General features: G+C 41.4%; 14 protein-coding genes and 3 pseudogenes. 3 read left to right on the top strand and 14 right to left on the bottom strand.

Annotation, left to right across the window (positions count from 1 at the left end; all coding sequences use genetic code 11):
• Position 1: 1 nt before the first annotated feature.
• Together ACTNEW_RS11280 and ACTNEW_RS11275 are read right to left on the bottom strand one after the other, a co-directional pair.
• Positions 2-1,780: a hypothetical protein gene (locus ACTNEW_RS11280; RefSeq protein ID WP_441060916.1), complete on the bottom strand. Its 1,779-nt coding sequence runs from the start codon at positions 1,778-1,780 to the stop codon at positions 2-4.
• On the bottom strand, positions 1,764-2,804 hold the full coding sequence (locus ACTNEW_RS11275; RefSeq protein WP_441060913.1) for a PstS family phosphate ABC transporter substrate-binding protein: 1,041 nt from the start codon (positions 2,802-2,804) through the stop codon (positions 1,764-1,766). Before ACTNEW_RS11275 ends, ACTNEW_RS11280 begins: the two co-directional genes overlap by 17 nt.
• Before the next feature lie 427 nt (positions 2,805-3,231).
• Here ACTNEW_RS11275 and ACTNEW_RS11270 point away from each other — a divergent pair, with 427 nt between their 5' ends.
• Positions 3,232-3,882 (top strand): helix-turn-helix domain-containing protein, encoded by a 651-nt coding sequence (locus tag ACTNEW_RS11270; RefSeq protein ID WP_441060910.1) that lies wholly within the window; start codon positions 3,232-3,234, stop codon positions 3,880-3,882.
• 5 nt (positions 3,883-3,887) lie between these two features.
• Positions 3,888-4,754 (top strand): hypothetical protein, encoded by an 867-nt coding sequence (locus ACTNEW_RS11265; protein ID WP_441060907.1) that lies wholly within the window; start codon positions 3,888-3,890, stop codon positions 4,752-4,754.
• Positions 4,755-4,893: 139 nt separating this feature from the next.
• Here the strand turns inward: ACTNEW_RS11265 and ACTNEW_RS11260 are convergent, their stop codons facing one another.
• The gene (locus ACTNEW_RS11260; protein WP_441061022.1) at positions 4,894-5,037 is read right to left on the bottom strand and encodes a hypothetical protein; all 144 of its coding nucleotides are present in this window, start codon (positions 5,035-5,037) and stop codon (positions 4,894-4,896) included.
• A 50-nt stretch (positions 5,038-5,087) separates the two neighbouring features.
• Positions 5,088-5,243, bottom strand: a pseudogene (locus ACTNEW_RS11255) (DUF6783 domain-containing protein).
• Between ACTNEW_RS11255 and ACTNEW_RS11250 the strand changes: the two are divergent.
• Positions 5,181-5,372 (top strand): annotated as a pseudogene (locus ACTNEW_RS11250) (DUF6783 domain-containing protein); the annotation flags it as partial. The pseudogenes ACTNEW_RS11255 and ACTNEW_RS11250 overlap by 63 nt on opposite strands.
• Here ACTNEW_RS11250 and ACTNEW_RS11245 read toward each other — a convergent pair.
• The 10 genes and pseudogenes from ACTNEW_RS11245 to ACTNEW_RS11200 all read right to left on the bottom strand — a co-directional run.
• A pseudogene (locus ACTNEW_RS11245) lies at positions 5,305-6,402 on the bottom strand (glycosyltransferase WbsX family protein); the annotation flags it as partial. The pseudogenes ACTNEW_RS11250 and ACTNEW_RS11245 sit on opposite strands and share 68 nt — an antisense overlap.
• 160 nt (positions 6,403-6,562) lie before the next feature.
• A complete protein-coding gene (locus ACTNEW_RS11240; protein ID WP_441060904.1) occupies positions 6,563-7,561 on the bottom strand; it encodes an ROK family protein in 999 nt (332 codons plus the stop codon).
• A gap of 121 nt (positions 7,562-7,682) precedes the next feature.
• On the bottom strand, positions 7,683-9,242 hold the full coding sequence (locus tag ACTNEW_RS11235; RefSeq protein ID WP_441060902.1) for an ADP-ribosylglycohydrolase family protein: 1,560 nt from the start codon (positions 9,240-9,242) through the stop codon (positions 7,683-7,685).
• A complete protein-coding gene (locus ACTNEW_RS11230; RefSeq protein WP_441060899.1) occupies positions 9,226-9,357 on the bottom strand; it encodes a hypothetical protein in 132 nt (43 codons plus the stop codon). The genes ACTNEW_RS11235 and ACTNEW_RS11230 overlap by 17 nt, the downstream gene beginning before the upstream one ends.
• A gap of 19 nt (positions 9,358-9,376) precedes the next feature.
• Entirely contained in the window at positions 9,377-10,105 is a 729-nt protein-coding gene (locus tag ACTNEW_RS11225) for a response regulator transcription factor (protein ID WP_441060896.1), read from the bottom strand.
• Entirely contained in the window at positions 10,102-11,982 is a 1,881-nt protein-coding gene (locus ACTNEW_RS11220; protein ID WP_441060894.1) for a cache domain-containing sensor histidine kinase, read from the bottom strand. Before ACTNEW_RS11220 ends, ACTNEW_RS11225 begins: the two co-directional genes overlap by 4 nt.
• Before the next feature lie 6 nt (positions 11,983-11,988).
• Positions 11,989-12,783 carry a carbohydrate ABC transporter permease gene (locus ACTNEW_RS11215; RefSeq protein ID WP_441060892.1) on the bottom strand — a complete coding sequence of 265 codons (795 nt, stop codon included), beginning with the start codon at positions 12,781-12,783 and terminating at the stop codon, positions 11,989-11,991.
• Positions 12,780-13,682, bottom strand: a complete 903-nt coding sequence (locus tag ACTNEW_RS11210; RefSeq protein WP_441060889.1) for a carbohydrate ABC transporter permease — start codon at positions 13,680-13,682, stop codon at positions 12,780-12,782. Before ACTNEW_RS11210 ends, ACTNEW_RS11215 begins: the two co-directional genes overlap by 4 nt.
• 103 nt (positions 13,683-13,785) lie before the next feature.
• A complete protein-coding gene (locus tag ACTNEW_RS11205) occupies positions 13,786-15,099 on the bottom strand; it encodes an ABC transporter substrate-binding protein (protein ID WP_441060886.1) in 1,314 nt (437 codons plus the stop codon).
• Between the two features lie 193 nt (positions 15,100-15,292).
• Positions 15,293-15,643, bottom strand: a complete 351-nt coding sequence (locus ACTNEW_RS11200) for an arsenate reductase family protein (RefSeq protein ID WP_441060884.1) — start codon at positions 15,641-15,643, stop codon at positions 15,293-15,295.
• Between the last annotated feature and the right edge of the window lie 121 nt (positions 15,644-15,764).

Below are 15,764 nucleotides of genomic sequence, written 5' to 3'. Positions count from 1 at the left end.
ACTATTCTTCCCATCCGTTTACAGTTTTTATAATCCAGTTTCCATTTCGGTCAGCAATTCCATGGTAGATTCCGCGGTCCAGAACAATATATCCGTTTTTCCAGACAGATGCCCTCACATTCTCTGATTCAAAGCAGATCTTCCCTTCCTCATCCATGATTTTTATTTTTGTTTCATACCCGTTATCACTTTCCTTATCTTCTGTTATGATACAATAATCTGACCCCAATGTAAAATAAATATTTCCATTTTCTCTCCATTCTGACTCCAGAAGTGTCTCTCCTGTTTTGCGGTTGATAAGAAGTTCTGAATAGTTTTCATCCACATACTTTCCTTTTATCAGATAGGCATCATTCAGGGTACTCAGAGTTTCCCCCGGCTCCATAGGAACGGAAATCTGTTCCCCGTCTGCATAGATCACACCTGCATTTTCCTCCGAGACATAAGGGTACCAGCAGGTATTTCGATACTTTACAAAGCCTTCACATTCTTTTCCGTCCAGCTGCCGGTAAGATACTCCTGTTACAAATCCTCCGGCATATCTGCTGCTCCAGTATCCATCCTCAGGAACATTCATGATTCCGCATTCTTCCAGATCGGTATTATAAATCAGACACATTCCGTCCATTTCTCTGAGCACCAGAGATATCCGATAATTCTCGCCGGAATTAAATACAGAACAAAATTCATCATCCGCGTATGTACTTAAATACGATACAATATCACCCAGAAGCATATTTCCGTCCAGATTATAAATCGCACCGGTATCTTCATTCCAGTCAAAAACAAAAACATTATTTCCAAATTCCTGAAGATTCCATTCCGCAAACTCTTCCGTCAGATACTCGTCTGTAATTACTCTGCTCTGATTCCCGTCTCTGCTGACCCATACCGGATTTCCGGCAGCAAAATACCCATCATCCGTCATTCTGATGGAGCCAATCAGATATCCGTCATCCAACACCAGAATCCTTCCCAGAAAATACTCATTCATCGAGAACTCATCGATATTTTTCTGCATGGACTCCTCATATTCTGCTTTCTCCGAATATTTATCCGAATCGGACTCCTCATATCCTGCTTCCTGCAAAGATTTATCCGGAACGGACTCCTCATCATAGAATTCCTGTCCTTCTGTCCAATCCCCGGATTCATATAAAATATCACCATGACAATCATACAATGCAAATGCCCCGCTATGACGATCTGTAACCAGAAATACCTCTCCACTGATCTGAATCTGATAATCGTCCACAGGATATTCCTTAATGATCTGCAATTCCGGCATGCTGTATACACTCCACGCAGTATCATCTGCATAGTCCAGAACATATTTTTTCTTTATTGTACAGATTTCATAAGTACTGTCCATGCAGGCACGGCACCGCGACAAATAATTTCCCTGCCCATCGTATAGTTCCGCGTAATTATCTCCCACAGAAAGCAGCACATATTCATCCTCCCCACAGACAGGCGGAATAACAGCAGCATTCGTATCATCCGAATATTCTGCATCTACTGCAGTATTTTTGTCATTCACAGACGTGAAATCTGCTGCAGTATCCTTATCATTCACAGATGTTAAATCTGCTGCAGTATCTTTACTGTCCGGAGCTGCCGTACCGGCAATTGTTCGGGAAGATATAGGATCAATCGTGGCGATTTCCTCGCCCTGACATTTATTTTCTGTCAGAAAAATCCCGCCTGTCAGAAGGCATACGGCTGCGACAGTAACTCTGAAAAATCGTCTGTTTTTATCAGTTCTACATAACCGGAACATACCCGCATCCCTCCACAAAATCCTGTCCTTCTTCTGATAAAAGCCATGTTTTTATCTCCTTAGCACGCTCTGAGGACTGTTCGTTTGTTACACAATAAAACTCATTGATCAGTGGATAATCTCCGGATTTTATGGTTTCATTATTTGGCTCTGTACCGTCTATCTGAAGGAATTTCACCCCCGGCTGACGGAACATTTCTGATGCATAATAATATACAGAATAGCCAAGGGCATTGGCAGAATTATCATATTTTTTCAGTGCTTCAATAATATCATCCATCCCGGAGGCGATCATTTCTTTTTCCGCCTCTGCCATCTGTGCATCACCGATCAGAAGTTTGCGCATCATGGTCTGGCTTCCGCTGGTTTCCGGACGCTGAAAAGCTTTGATTTCTATATCCTCACCGCCAACTTCACTCCAATTGGTGATTTTCCCGGTATAAATATCGTATGCCTGCTGCTGCGTCAGATTTTCCACCGGATTATCTTCATTTACAATAAATACCAGTGCATCTTTTCCCACAGGATCCATATCCAGCGGATCATAATTTTCCAGTTCTTTTTTCGTGCTGTCTGCAGGTTCATAAGCCAGAAGAATGTCTGTTTTTCCCTGCGCAAGCTGGAGATAGCAGGGATTCGTATTGGTAAAATCCGCCATCGTTTCCTCTGCCTGTGCATCTGTACAGCCTGTCATTTCCACTGCAAGTGCTTCACAGAGCGGTACACATGCCAGAGATCCGTCGATTCGCGGATATTCTTCGTAGGACATCTGCGGCTTCGGCACATCAACCGTTTCTGCTCCCACCTGACAGAGCCCCGTCATCATTATCCCAGTCGCTGCCAGCCCCGCAATTACCATCGTCGGCGTTACTTTCCCGTTCATTACCCGCCCCGATATTTCTATTCCTGATACTGCTCTCGCTGGCACTGTCTTTCCTGACATTGTTTTCGCTGACATTCCTCTTCCTGACATTGTTTTTTTCGGCAAAACAATCCCCAAAACCTTTCCTGCTTTTTCCTTCATATACGCTTTCTCCTTTCCATATCCTCATGGATATCATCCCATTGCTTCAACCTGTAATCGGCAATGTGTGGAACAGTAATCGTATCTCACTTCTTCACGAACTTTCAGATACCTCATTATATCATATACGTTTCTGATGCCTGTATATAAAATATATCTTAGTTATGTAATATTTTTGCTTCCTCTTTTTGTTAAAATTGCAGAATGCATCTACGATTGCGCATAATAAAAAGCCTCAGCGTAGCCCGCTACGCCTGCGTTTTTTACCATGCACACTCGAAGAAATATTCTTCGTTATTTGTATAGTTATTTACGAAACGATGTATTAAAAATAAGAACTTTGTATTCCATGTCCAAAAGTGTCAATAAATAGTTTCTTGACACTTTTTTTACTGCATGCTATACTCAAAAAATAAGAGGTGATAATATGAAAACAGATTTTGAACATCAAATCATGGAAATTTTTGGAACCACTGACCTCGACAAACTTCGTGAAATTGCCAGAAATGCACAGAGCAGCCACTGCACAGCAGAAGAATCGGTTTATCCAGAGCAGCACTTCTGTGAAGAGCATTACATCTGTGCAAAACATTCCACCGGCAGAAAAAATTCCTTTAACGAACAGCAGATTGCGCAGATTCTTGCACTGCAGCAGCAGGGTATGAAGATTACAAATATTGCGAAACAATTTCATGTATCCCGCCAGACAATCTATAGTCAGATCAAACGGGCACATCATTTCAGCGATGACCCAGATGTTAAAATGCGTATGAATTTCATGAATCGCAATAATCTCTGTACAACCATTGATATTGATTTCAAACATGAAAAAATCAGCATTCAGAACTATACAGATGAGATTCCGCTGCGTGCTTTCGGAGTAGTAACCAATCCGGACTGGAGTGATTTTGAATATTTTCTGGAAGACAGATGCTTTCCCAGAACCCGCGACCATGCGAAGGAAATCCTGCGTGAAATGGGACTTCCCTTTTATGATCCTTTGTTAATTATTGAGAAAACACAGGGACGAATGGCAGGTGATCACCAGTGGATCATGATTCTGAAAAAGGAGGAATAGGACTCATGCAAAGAGAAACAGGTCCCTTGCAAAAAGAAATAAGCCTCATGAAAAAAGTTCATCTTGGTACCTGTTCCCCACTTCATAAAACAGATCATACTTCCAAAGGTGATCAGCGCAAATGGAAAGTGGAAGACACATGGTACAAAGCAGATTATATGGGATATGAAAGCTTTTCTGAAGTTCTTATCTCCCGTCTCCTGCAAAAAAGCAGTCTGCCTTATCCTTTTGTAACATATCAACCCGTTCAGATTGAATATAAGGGAAATCTGATCCGTGGCTGTTCCAGCAAGGATTTTTTAAACCAGAATCAGATGCTGATTCCTCTGGAAAAATTACATCGCCAATATACCGGAGAGAGTCTTGCACTCAAACTTTCAGAATTTCCCGAAACAGCGGAACGTATTGAATACCTGGTAAAAAAGACAGAAAAGCTTACACACATCAGTAATTTTGGTTCATATATCACTGCAATGCTGGAGATTGACGCTTTTTTTCTGAATGAAGATCGTCATACAAATAATATCGCTGTTATTTATGATGAAGAAACAAAGCAATATTCCTTAAGCCCAATTTTTGATCAGGGACTTTGCCTGTTTGCAGACATAACCCAGGATTATCCTCTCCATCTGTCTGTAGAGGACTGCATAAATAAAATTGAGGCGAAACCATTCAGCACTGATTTTGATAACCAACTGGAAGAAGCAGAGAACTTATACGGAGTCCAGCTGCATTTTCATTTTTCTTTCAAAAATATTCAGGAAGAATTAGAACAGCTTGCCGGGTTTTATCCTATAGAAATTTGCGGACGTGTTGAACAGCTGCTGCGAACGCAGATGCGAAAATATGCGTATTTGATAAAAAATAAGTAATGTACTCTTAGTATATCAAAATCATCGTTTTATATCATCTTCATTTCAAATTCCCGATTTGTCCATAGATTAATCTCTATATGATAAATCGGGAATTCACTGACTTATTATCCAGTTTTAATAATACTTTTCACGATATTTACCTTAGCGCTAATGCTTGCCTTAGGAAAAAAAGATTCATATTTCCTATGTCTTCAAAACATTCCCGTATATTGTTCGTCGTTTTCGAGAAATCTATTAAAATATATGACTTATATTCGTTTTTAGCAAAACACTCTGCAATAGTTGATTTCCCAACTCGTCTTGTGCCTTTCAGTAAGACTGCATATTTATCTAAATAATTCTTTTTTCCACTCTAGAGCTTGTTTGAAAATTACTTTCCGACAGATGTGCGTCACAATTTGTGGGAAATTTGACTCAAATGAGGGAGGCATAGCGGGCTATGTTGACCGAATGCGAGGCAAATTTCCCGCAAAGTGGGGCATACAGATGGCGGGAATGAATTTTCGAACACGCTCTACCCCAGAAAAACATCTCGAATCGCTTCAAGATAACCCATGCCATACGTTTCATCCGGTTCGAGATAGCTTCCTTCTGTCCATTCGTTCCAGGCATTGATCGTAAACATTTTTGTATGATTTTCCTCTGTAAATCGCTTCATTTCTTCCAGCGCAGCCTTGAATTTTTCCGGTGTATTGTCCGTAACAATCGCTGTATACGGATAGTTCAGCACCTCATATCGATCTGTCATAATCGTGCGTGGAGACGGATCCCAGCCCATTGTAATATTGGGGAAATACGGGACATTGTATGTCTCTGTATATTCAGAAAACAACGGCACACTGTGCTTTATCATCTCATCGTAAGGCACTGTCAGCCTGTCTTCCGGAAGGTAATGGTGTACCCATACATAAGAAGATACACTGTCAAAACCAAGGTCTTTTAAGAACCTGTTAATGTCCTCCACCATAATCTCTCCGGGCAAAATCTGTCTGCACCACACAACAGAATTCAGATGGAGTCCGCCAAGTCCTCTGTCTGCTGTCTTCTTTCTGAAGCGTTCCAGCGCTTCCCTTGTTTTCTCCACACTTCCAAATCCCTGTACCAGATTGGACGGCATGTAAAAGGACATATACAGATCTCCGTCTATCCTCCAATAATTCTCCTGCGTAAAATAATTTTCGATAATATAATCTGTCATTTTTTCAAAAGTTTCCGGAGTAATCACACCCTCTGCGAGAACAGGCGGATCCAGATGTCTCGTACACGGGTGAATATCTGTCCAGTCATGATTTGCCCACATAAGAGCAAACTTCAAGTCTTTGCTGTTCTCTGCTTTCAAAAATCCCTGTTCCAGAGCACGGTTCAGATAGGGTCCATCGTTATACCAGTACCAGTCAAAGATAAACGCATCGATTCCATGATCTGCTGCTGCCCTGATTTTCTTTCCCATAACCTCCGGTCTGGATTCGTCTTCATATCCCCAGGCAGGTACGCGAGGCTGATAATGTCCCTCAAACCGCGGTTTTGCATTCTTCACAAGTTCCCATTCCGTCCATTCTCTGCCATGCCATTTCTCATTTCTGGGATCCACATGGTAATTTGGAAAATAATATACCCCAATTTCACATTCTTTCTTCCTGTTCATAACACTCCAAAATCCCTTTCTCCAATCTAATTTTTCAGCTGGTTTTCTATCTGGTTTTCCAATTTGTTATACTGTAAAATCACCAATACAACTGTGAAATCACTAATACACCGGAAAAGATTCAAGTCCGTATACAAATCCAATGTATCCGTTATTTTATTTAAAATGTATCAGTTTTATCCATCATTATCAGCCTTGCCGCTCCATAAATACCGGCATCATTTCCAAGAGAAGCCAGTCGCAGTTTTGTACCGCCAAATGGTTCATATGCGTACTGTCGGTAATATTTTTCAATATAATCCAGCACAATCTGACCGCCTTTTGTCACGCCTCCGCCGATTACGATCATCTCCGGATTCAGCAGACAGGTACAATCTGCAAGCGCTTTTCCAAGATATTTTCCAAACCGCTCTGCTATCTGTACAGCCACCCGATCTTCTTTTCCGGCAGCTTCAAAAACTGTTTTGGCTGATACTTTTTCATTTCTTAAAAGAGAGGGTTCCATGGTTTGCTCCAGTGCTCTTTCTCCCATCCAGCGAAGCCCTGTTGCAGAAGCCAATTGCTCCAGACATCCATATTTCCCGCAGACACATGGAACCGGCATACGATCTTCCACATGCATATGCCCAATCTCTCCTGCAGTCCCATATACACCTGTCAGAATCTGATTTTTCACCACAATTCCGCAACCGATTCCCGTCCCAAGAGTGACAAACATCATACTGTGACAATCCCTGGCACTTCCCTTCCATGCTTCTCCAAAAGCCGCCAGATTCGCATCATTCTCTGTCCGGACAGGCAATCCGGTTTGTTCTGACAGTTCTCTTCCAAGCGGTACATTTTGCCATCCAAGATTCTCTGCCAGAAGGACCATTCCATCCTCTGATACCTGTCCCGGCACGCCTGCTCCAATGCCGGTCAACCGCTCCGGTTTCAGTTTTCGTTCGTATAATTTCCGGTTCACAGATGCTGCAATATCCTGAATAATCTCTGCTCCATTTCGTTCTCTGTTTGTCGGAATACTCCATTTTTCCAACAAAGCACCTTCTAAATCAAACAGTCCTAATTTAACAGAGGTCCCTCCGATATCGATACCAAGACATGCTTTTTTCTGCATATTTCCCTCTATATTACTGTCAATGCATACTTCTTTTCTCATATTCATTTCTATCCCTAAGTGTTTTATTTTCAAACACGCCCCGGTCCATAAAGGAAACAAAGCTGCACAAATCGTGCAGCTTCATTCCCTTTATTTATCTATCTCCCTCTCAAAAAATCCATTATTCACCGGCAAACAGAACCACTTTTACCGGTCCGCTGGAATGTCTTCCTGCCAGGGAAATATCCACGATCAGTTCCAGTCGGCTCTCTTTAAATGCCTCTGTATTAAGTTCAAATTCTTTCTCTGCGCAGGCAAGATACAGGTTATTCAGCGGAAGTTCTGCAACTGAAGCGCCCACGGTTTCCACGCCATCCGGAAGATACAGTTTGATTTTGACCCACTGCTGTTCTCTCATGGTGTTGGAGTTTACCACTTTTACTTTGAATTTTCTTGTTTCTCCGCGTTTGAAGAATACGGAATCCTCATAATCGATCATAACACTGAAGGCCGGGAACTCATATCTTGCAACATAAGACGGCAGTGCACACAGATCACGGATCGGCAGTTCCTCCGAAATGCCATTTCCATTGATTCTCGGGAGATAATCGGTTGTCTTGCTGCAGAACAGTTCATCTCCTTCACGGCACTGAATTTCCATACCGCCAGGTGCAAATACATCGCAGAGATCCTGTCCCAAGAAGCCCGGTACATCACGAAGAATACGTTCCGCAAGTTCGGTTGCCGTATCAGGTACCCAGATTCCATGGCTTGTCTTGTCAATACACATAGTTACAATTTTGTCATTCAGCGGGCTTGTCCATTTCTCAGGAAGTCCGGATGCACCGTAAATAATACCAAGCAGAGCACCAAGAGTTGCACAGGTACAGTCAGTATCTTCTCCACAGTTATTTGCGTAGATCAGACTCTTTCCGAAATCACCTTCTCCATACAGAAGTCCCAGAACAGTAAATGCCACATTTTCCGGTGCATCAAATCCCGGTGCGCCGATTTCCATTCCCTCGTTATCTTTTTCAGGAATTTCACTGAGTTTCTTTCCCTGAATACCAAATGTACCGGGAGCTGCATTGTGCACCAGTTTCCTTGCTTCCAGGAAGTCCACATGATTGTGATAACATTCTACTGCCTTGCGGATTGCTTTTGCCATCATGCTGTCTTCCGGAATATAGGACAGACCGATTTCCACCAGCTTCTCTCTGTCACTTTCCACAAATGCCGCACTCTGAAGAGCAGCGGTAAAAATTTCCCCGTACATGCCCTCGCCTGCATGGTCTACGATTGCATCTTCATAGGCATATCTGGTTGCAATTTCCGGATGCCCAGGTGCCAGGCATGCCCATACTTCTGAACGGATCCAGCAGCCATTGCTGTCTTTGTAAGTATTATCCACTTCCCCGCTCATCGGAGGTACCAGTCCGGCTTTCAGATTTGCTTTTCCTGTACCATATTCCACCCAGTTGGGGATTACATAGGAAAGCCAGTATTCACCTAGGATCGATGCGTTTACATTTCTTCCGTAACGCTCTACAGCTGCCAGCCATACGATCTGCAGATCCAGGTCATCATTGGCAGGCGGTCCCATAGTAAGATCCTGAATGTAAAAATCAACATTCGGAATGGAACGTGTACATTCAAACGGAGCGCCAAGAACACCTCCCACATTCTTTCCGACCCAGCATCCTGTCATCTTGTCTCTGAATTCTTCATACTTTAAAATCATCGTTTTTGCCTCCCGTTTTCCTTATCTGGAATTTTATTTTTTGAACTGTGAAGAATTTACTTCCACAGTATCCTTTTATCACCATAAATTCGCTTTCACAATATTTTTTCATCAAAGATTACTTTCCTGTAATCTCATCGTTTTCTGAACTGCGAAGGTGTTTCCCCCATAATACTTTTAAATACTTTTGTAAAAACCCGGTAGTCACTGAAACCAACTTTTTCCGCCACCAGAGTAATGGATTCATCACTTTCTGTCAGGTACTTCTTCGCCCGCTCTACCCGCATCTGATTCAGATACGCATGATAACCGATACCCAGTTCTTTCTTAAACAGCTGACTGATATACGCCGGATTCATCTCCATCTGTTCCGCCAAAAGAGTCAGACTAACATTCTTTTCCTCCAGATGCAGCTCCATATATGCAACAATCTTTTCCAGAGTTCCGGAAATCACCTGTCGCCGTCTGGGATTGTTCATCACCTTTTCCACCAGCTTCTCAAGCACCGGCACAAAGCTTTCAAAGTCAATAGGCTTCAGAATAAAATCCGATACACGCAGCCGCAGTGCTTCCTGACAATAGGAAAAATCATCATATCCGGTCACTACCACCACATAGACAGGCCTGGAATCCTCTGTTTGATTCTGGATCTCCTTAATTGCTTCCAGTCCATTCAATTTGGGAAGATTAATATCCATGATTACAATATCCGGCTTCAATTCTTCCGCTTTTCTTACGGCTTCCTCCCCATCCATGGCTGTACCAACAACTTCACACTGATACTGCTTCCAGTCAAATACCTTCTGGTAGCCTTCCAGTATCATGGCTTCATCATCTACCAGAAGAACTCTGCATAAATTCATCTTTCCTCACTTTCCACCTTAATCTGAATATGGACACTTGTACCGCCTGCTTCATTTTTGGAATAACAGATACTGCAGTTACTCTGATAATACAGTTTCAGTCTGCTGATCACATTCACGACTCCCAGATGTGCAGCCTCACCCTGTACCTCAAACTGGGTCCGGTAAATACTCTCCGCACTTTCCCTGCTGTAACCATTCAGTTCGTCAAGTTTTTCCTGAGAAATTCCAACTCCGTCATCAATGATCCAGATGGAAAGCACCTGTTCTTCCGCCCGCTCTTTGAATATTTTCAAAGTGATTGTTCCGCAATATCGCCGATCCTTCAAACCATGCATCAAACTGTTTTCAAGAAGCGGCTGCAGGGTAAAATTCGGGATTTCCAGCCCCAGAACCTCTTCCGAAATCTCTGTCTGATAGTTCAGTTCCGAATACCGGTAACACATCAGACTCATGTAGGCATCCAGCATTTCCACTTCTTCTTTTACTGTCACCATGGATGAATGCACACGGGTACTCAGGCGATAAAATTTCACCAGTTTCATCAGCATTTCAGAAACTTCTGCATCTCCATTGATAGCTGCTTTCAACCGTATCATATCCAGAGTATTGTAAAGAAAATGAGGATTTATCTGCTGTTTCAGATAAAGCATCGCCATTTTCTGTTCTGAAATCTCGGCTTTCTGCAGCTGGTCGCGTGCGCGATATTCCGAAATGACCAGCTTATTGATTCTGTCAATCATGTTATTAAACGAATTTTTCAAAATTCCTACTTCATCCATGCGATGAATTTCATAATGATTGATCAGGTCATCCGGTTGAAAATTCTCAACCTCCACAGAAAAATCGACAAGACGTTTCAGATTTTTCCTGGTCATTTTCTGAACACTGAACAAGACAATCAGCGAACACAAAACGGCCAGAAGCAGACACCAGACTACTAATTCTCTGACTTCAAGATAGATCGAAGCATACGTCTTCATCGTGATCAGAAGCATACCACTGTAATCAGACTTCTGATAAGCGCACAAATACTTTTTTCCACCGATTTTTGTGGTAAATGTTCCTTTTTTGTCAGTAATTTCCTCATAGATTTCTGAGTCCTCATCTGCCAGATTCTCACCTATGGAATCCTGATCAGAACAACAGACAATCTGATTATTTTCATCTGCAATGACATAGGAAATATCCTTTTCCAGATATTCATCACAGATATCCTTCATCTTTCGGATTGGTGTCCGAAGAGCAATATATCCGATAATTTCATAAGGAGAAAAACTTCGTATCGGTCTCACCAGATAAATATTATTTCTCTGAAAAATATCATTTTTATATGTATCCGAATATCGAAAACCCTCCGGAAATCCATCCATATATAAATGACATCCTGAAATGTTTGTTTCAAAATCAGCATTACTTTTTACTACCTGAAAAAACTCATCCACATTTCTTTCCAGTCCAAGAGAAGGGGAAGCGGAATCACGATAAAAAACCATGGTTTCGTTATTAAACATATAAATCCCCTTAATATCATCCCTGATGGAAATCATAGAAAAATAGAGATTTTTCAGATATTCCTCATTCTCCACCTCTTCTTGATAGGTGTATCCGAATCCCTTCAGAATTTCCTGTACCCGGTTGTCTGAAAAGGCAATCAGAGACACCCGCCCCATATCCTTCAGTTTATTATCCACAGAGCTCAGAGTATTGGAAATGTAAACATCCATCATCTTCTCATCTCTGCTGACATGATACTGAATATTCAATTTCAATGTACCTGCAATACTGAATATGGATACCAGAAGGAAAATCAGAATATTCGTTATACTGATTCTTTTTACAATACTGGTTCTTTTGTACGAAGCATTTCTTTTCATAAAAACCTATCCTTTGACTGCTCCTGCCGTCAATCCTTCCATCAGCTGTCTGGAAGCCAGCGTGTAGAATATGGCAATCGGAAACAGACAGATAATACATGCCGCAAACAGATTATTGATCGTAAATCCAGTACTCAATGTGGTCTGTGCGAAACGCAGCGGGACTACAGACATTGGCTGTTTATCCGTATCATTGATAAAGATCATAGCCATCTGCAGTTCATTCCAGGATGACAGGAATGTCTGAATCAGAACAAACACAAGCCCCGGTTTTGCAATCGGGAGCATGATCTTGCAGAATGTTTTCCATTTACCGGCACCATCAATTCTGGCCGCATCAAGCAGCTCATCCGGCAAAGCATTATAGTAATTCGTCAGAATCATCAGGTTAAAGCATGCACTTCCTGTTGCATACGGAAAAACCAGAGACCATCCTGTATTATTCAGATGAAGCCCTCTGACAATCTGATAAAGTGGAAAAATGGTTGCAGAAGCCGGAATCATCATTGCGGTAAGAAGGAGATAATAAATCGCCCTTTTACACGGAAAATGAAGCTTCGAAAACGCATATGCTGCCATAGAAACCACGATACCAACTACCAGAAGCGTTCCTCCAACTACAATGATACTGGTAGTAATATTAGGAATCAGATTATAATACTCAAATACCTTCAGATAATTTCCAAATCCATTTACAGCCAGAGATTTCTCCAGCATCAGGCATAATGGAAACATTACAATGACCAGCACAATGATGCATACAATCTGTGTTACAATCCTGTAAGGCAAAGAATTTTTCATCGGCCGCTCATCTCCTCTTTTTCATTTTTGTAATAATACCTTAGCTGCAGAACCGTTAATACCATTGCAATGATAAACATATATACTACAATGGTGGAGGCTTCTCCCTGCTTAAAAGTATTAAACGATTTCGTATAAATGTACGTTGAAAAACTTTCTGTTGCATGGGCAGGACCGCCCTTTGTCAGAACATATGACAGGTCAAAAAACTTCAAAGCACCAAGAACACCCAAAAGAATCAATGTAATGTGTGTTCCTTTCAGAAGTGGAAATGTAATATAAATAAACTGTTTAAAGCTTCCTGCTCCATCAATTGTTGCTGACTCATAAAGATCCTGAGGAATATTCAGCATATTTGTGTAATACATCAGCATACTGTATCCGGTCCACTGCCATATATTAACAAAAATCAGGCAGCCCAGAACCGTTTTCGGAGACGCCAGCCAGGGCTGGCAAAGCGCATCCAGATGAATCATGCGAAGGATGGTATTCAAATAACCTCTGTTTGTTTCAAATATTTTTGAAAAGACAGTACCTATAATTGTTGATGTACAGATTGCCGGAAGATAAAACAAAATCCTGTAAAATCCGGATAATCTGATTTTTCTGATAAAAAACGATGCCAGTACAATTCCAAGAGCTGCCTGAATCAACGTTGTTGCGACTGCAATCCAGCAAAAATTTTTGAAGCATTTATGCATAATAGGATCTGAAAATAATTTTTTATAGTTATCCAGTCCGACAAAAACTTTTTCAGGACTTACTCCATTCCAGTCATAAAAGCTGATAATAAAATTATATACAATCGGATAAGCAAAGAATATCAGAAATAAAACCAGAAGAGGAACAACAAACATAAAGCTGGTCAGACTGTCTTTTTTTCTGTAATTAAGGTGCATCTATTTCTCCTCCTTTCACAGCAGACAACTGCAGCTGTCCTATGACACCTTTTGCCGAAAACAAAAGGCTGCCTGCTGCCGGCAGCCTTTTGCATCAATATCGTTATCTTTCCTGAACCTGAGATGCTTCTTCAATAATAGCTGCTGCATCTTCTGGTGTTATGCTATCCAGTGCAAGTTCTGCAAGTTCATTAATAATAACTTCTTTCAGTTCTGCGTATGCCATTTCTCTGTATCCGCCAACATTGTCTTTGCCCTGTTCTACAGCGTATTCCAGATTAGCCATTCCGTCTTCACTTAAGCCTTCTACATTCAGTTCCATGTCATTGCGGGCAGGAACATACTGCAGATGTCCATTAATCAGGAAATCAGCACCTTTATCCATCATCCAGTCTACAAATGTCCATGCTGCCTCTTTTACTTCAGACTGATTGTTGATTGAGAGTGCTACATCGATTGCTTCCTGTGTATGAGCAATCTGTCCATCACCATTCCAGTCAAGCAGGAACATTTCATGATCAGCACCTTCACTGTTATATACTGTCTGACTCTGATCATCTACATCAAGATAAGCTCCCAATGCCCAGGAACCATTGGTAATCATCGGTACAGATCCTTCTTTCTGGAACATATCCGTTGAATCTGTATACATACCTACACCAAGAGCTCCATCCTGGAAAATACCATCTTTAAAACAATTCTGCCAGATTTCAAAAGACTTCACCAGGTCTTCATCCGTAAATGGTGTTTCGCCTTCAAGTGCGGAATACAGTTTTTCTGCATTGATATCACCGGCAATATTCATCCACATATCAATGTTAATCCAGGAATCCTTTGCACCGATGACCAGTGGATATTCTCCATTGTCACGGAAAGCCTGGCATACTGCCTTTAACTCTTCATAATTGGTCGGAAGCTCCAGACCATATTTTTCGAAGTAGGACATATCTGCCCATACATAACCTGCATAACTCAGTCCAAGAGGCAGTCCATAATATTTATCATCACCGGCTTTCAGAAGAGACATTGCGTATTCATTAAAGTTTGATTCCCAATCCTCACCATACGCTTCTGTCATATACGGTGTCAGATCTTCCTCAAAATCACGGAATTCATTATACATAGCACCTGTCTGAACGCCAAATACATCTGCTGCATCTCCTGCGGAAATATCCACTTTTAATTTCTCCACATGATCCGTATAAGGCATATAGGTATAATCAATTTTGATATCCGGATGTTCTTCTTCAAACATTGCAATCAACTGCTCGGTAACCTCACCTTCGCCCGGATTCCATGTCTGGAATTTCACAACTGTCTGCTCACCGCCTTCAGCTTCTTCCGCAAATACCTGTGCTGCCGGCATGGAAACCAGCATAGCTCCTGTTAATAAAATACTGACTACTTTTCTTTTCATTTTGTAAATACTCCTTTCTTAAAATAAATAGTTCCGTATCAACATATCTATAAATTACCATCTTTTGTGTGCGAAAAATAGTCATTTTTTCTATATCTATGTGTCATTATTTTAGTTTTGCATGAATATTGCCCATTTTTCCAGAAAAAAGAGCTTTTTATTTATCATCAATACTGTTGAAGGCGTATAAGTCTTACAACACTTTCTCTGCCCATTCTGCTTCTTTAAATCCGACCAGAACCTGATTCTCTTCAATCAGCAGCGGACGTTTTACCAGCATTCCGTCAGAAGCCAGAAGCTGATACTGCTCTTCCTCAGACATGTCCGGAAGCTTGTCCTTCAGCCCCATTTCCTTGTACAGCTGGCCGCTGGTATTGAAAAACTTTTTCAGGGGCAGACCGCTTTTCTGATGCCATTCCTTCAGCTCCTCTGCCGTCGGATTTTCTGTTTTAATATTGCGTGCCTCAAAAAAAACTCCATGCTCTTCCAGCCATTTTCTTGCTTTTTTACATGTCGTGCATGGTGGATATTCTAAAAATAACATTTTGTATTCCTCCCTATTAAGTCAAGTCTTTTTTCCTTGAATATCAAGGATTTTTTCAATATATCATCAATAAATATCTCAGAAGAAGGAGCCATAGGAATGGACATTTCTCTGTATCTGG

This window comes from Blautia sp. HCP3S3_G3 (assembly GCF_052063365.1).
Taxonomy (GTDB): domain Bacteria; phylum Bacillota; class Clostridia; order Lachnospirales; family Lachnospiraceae; genus Blautia_A.
This window is presented reverse-complemented; position numbering and strand designations above follow the sequence as displayed.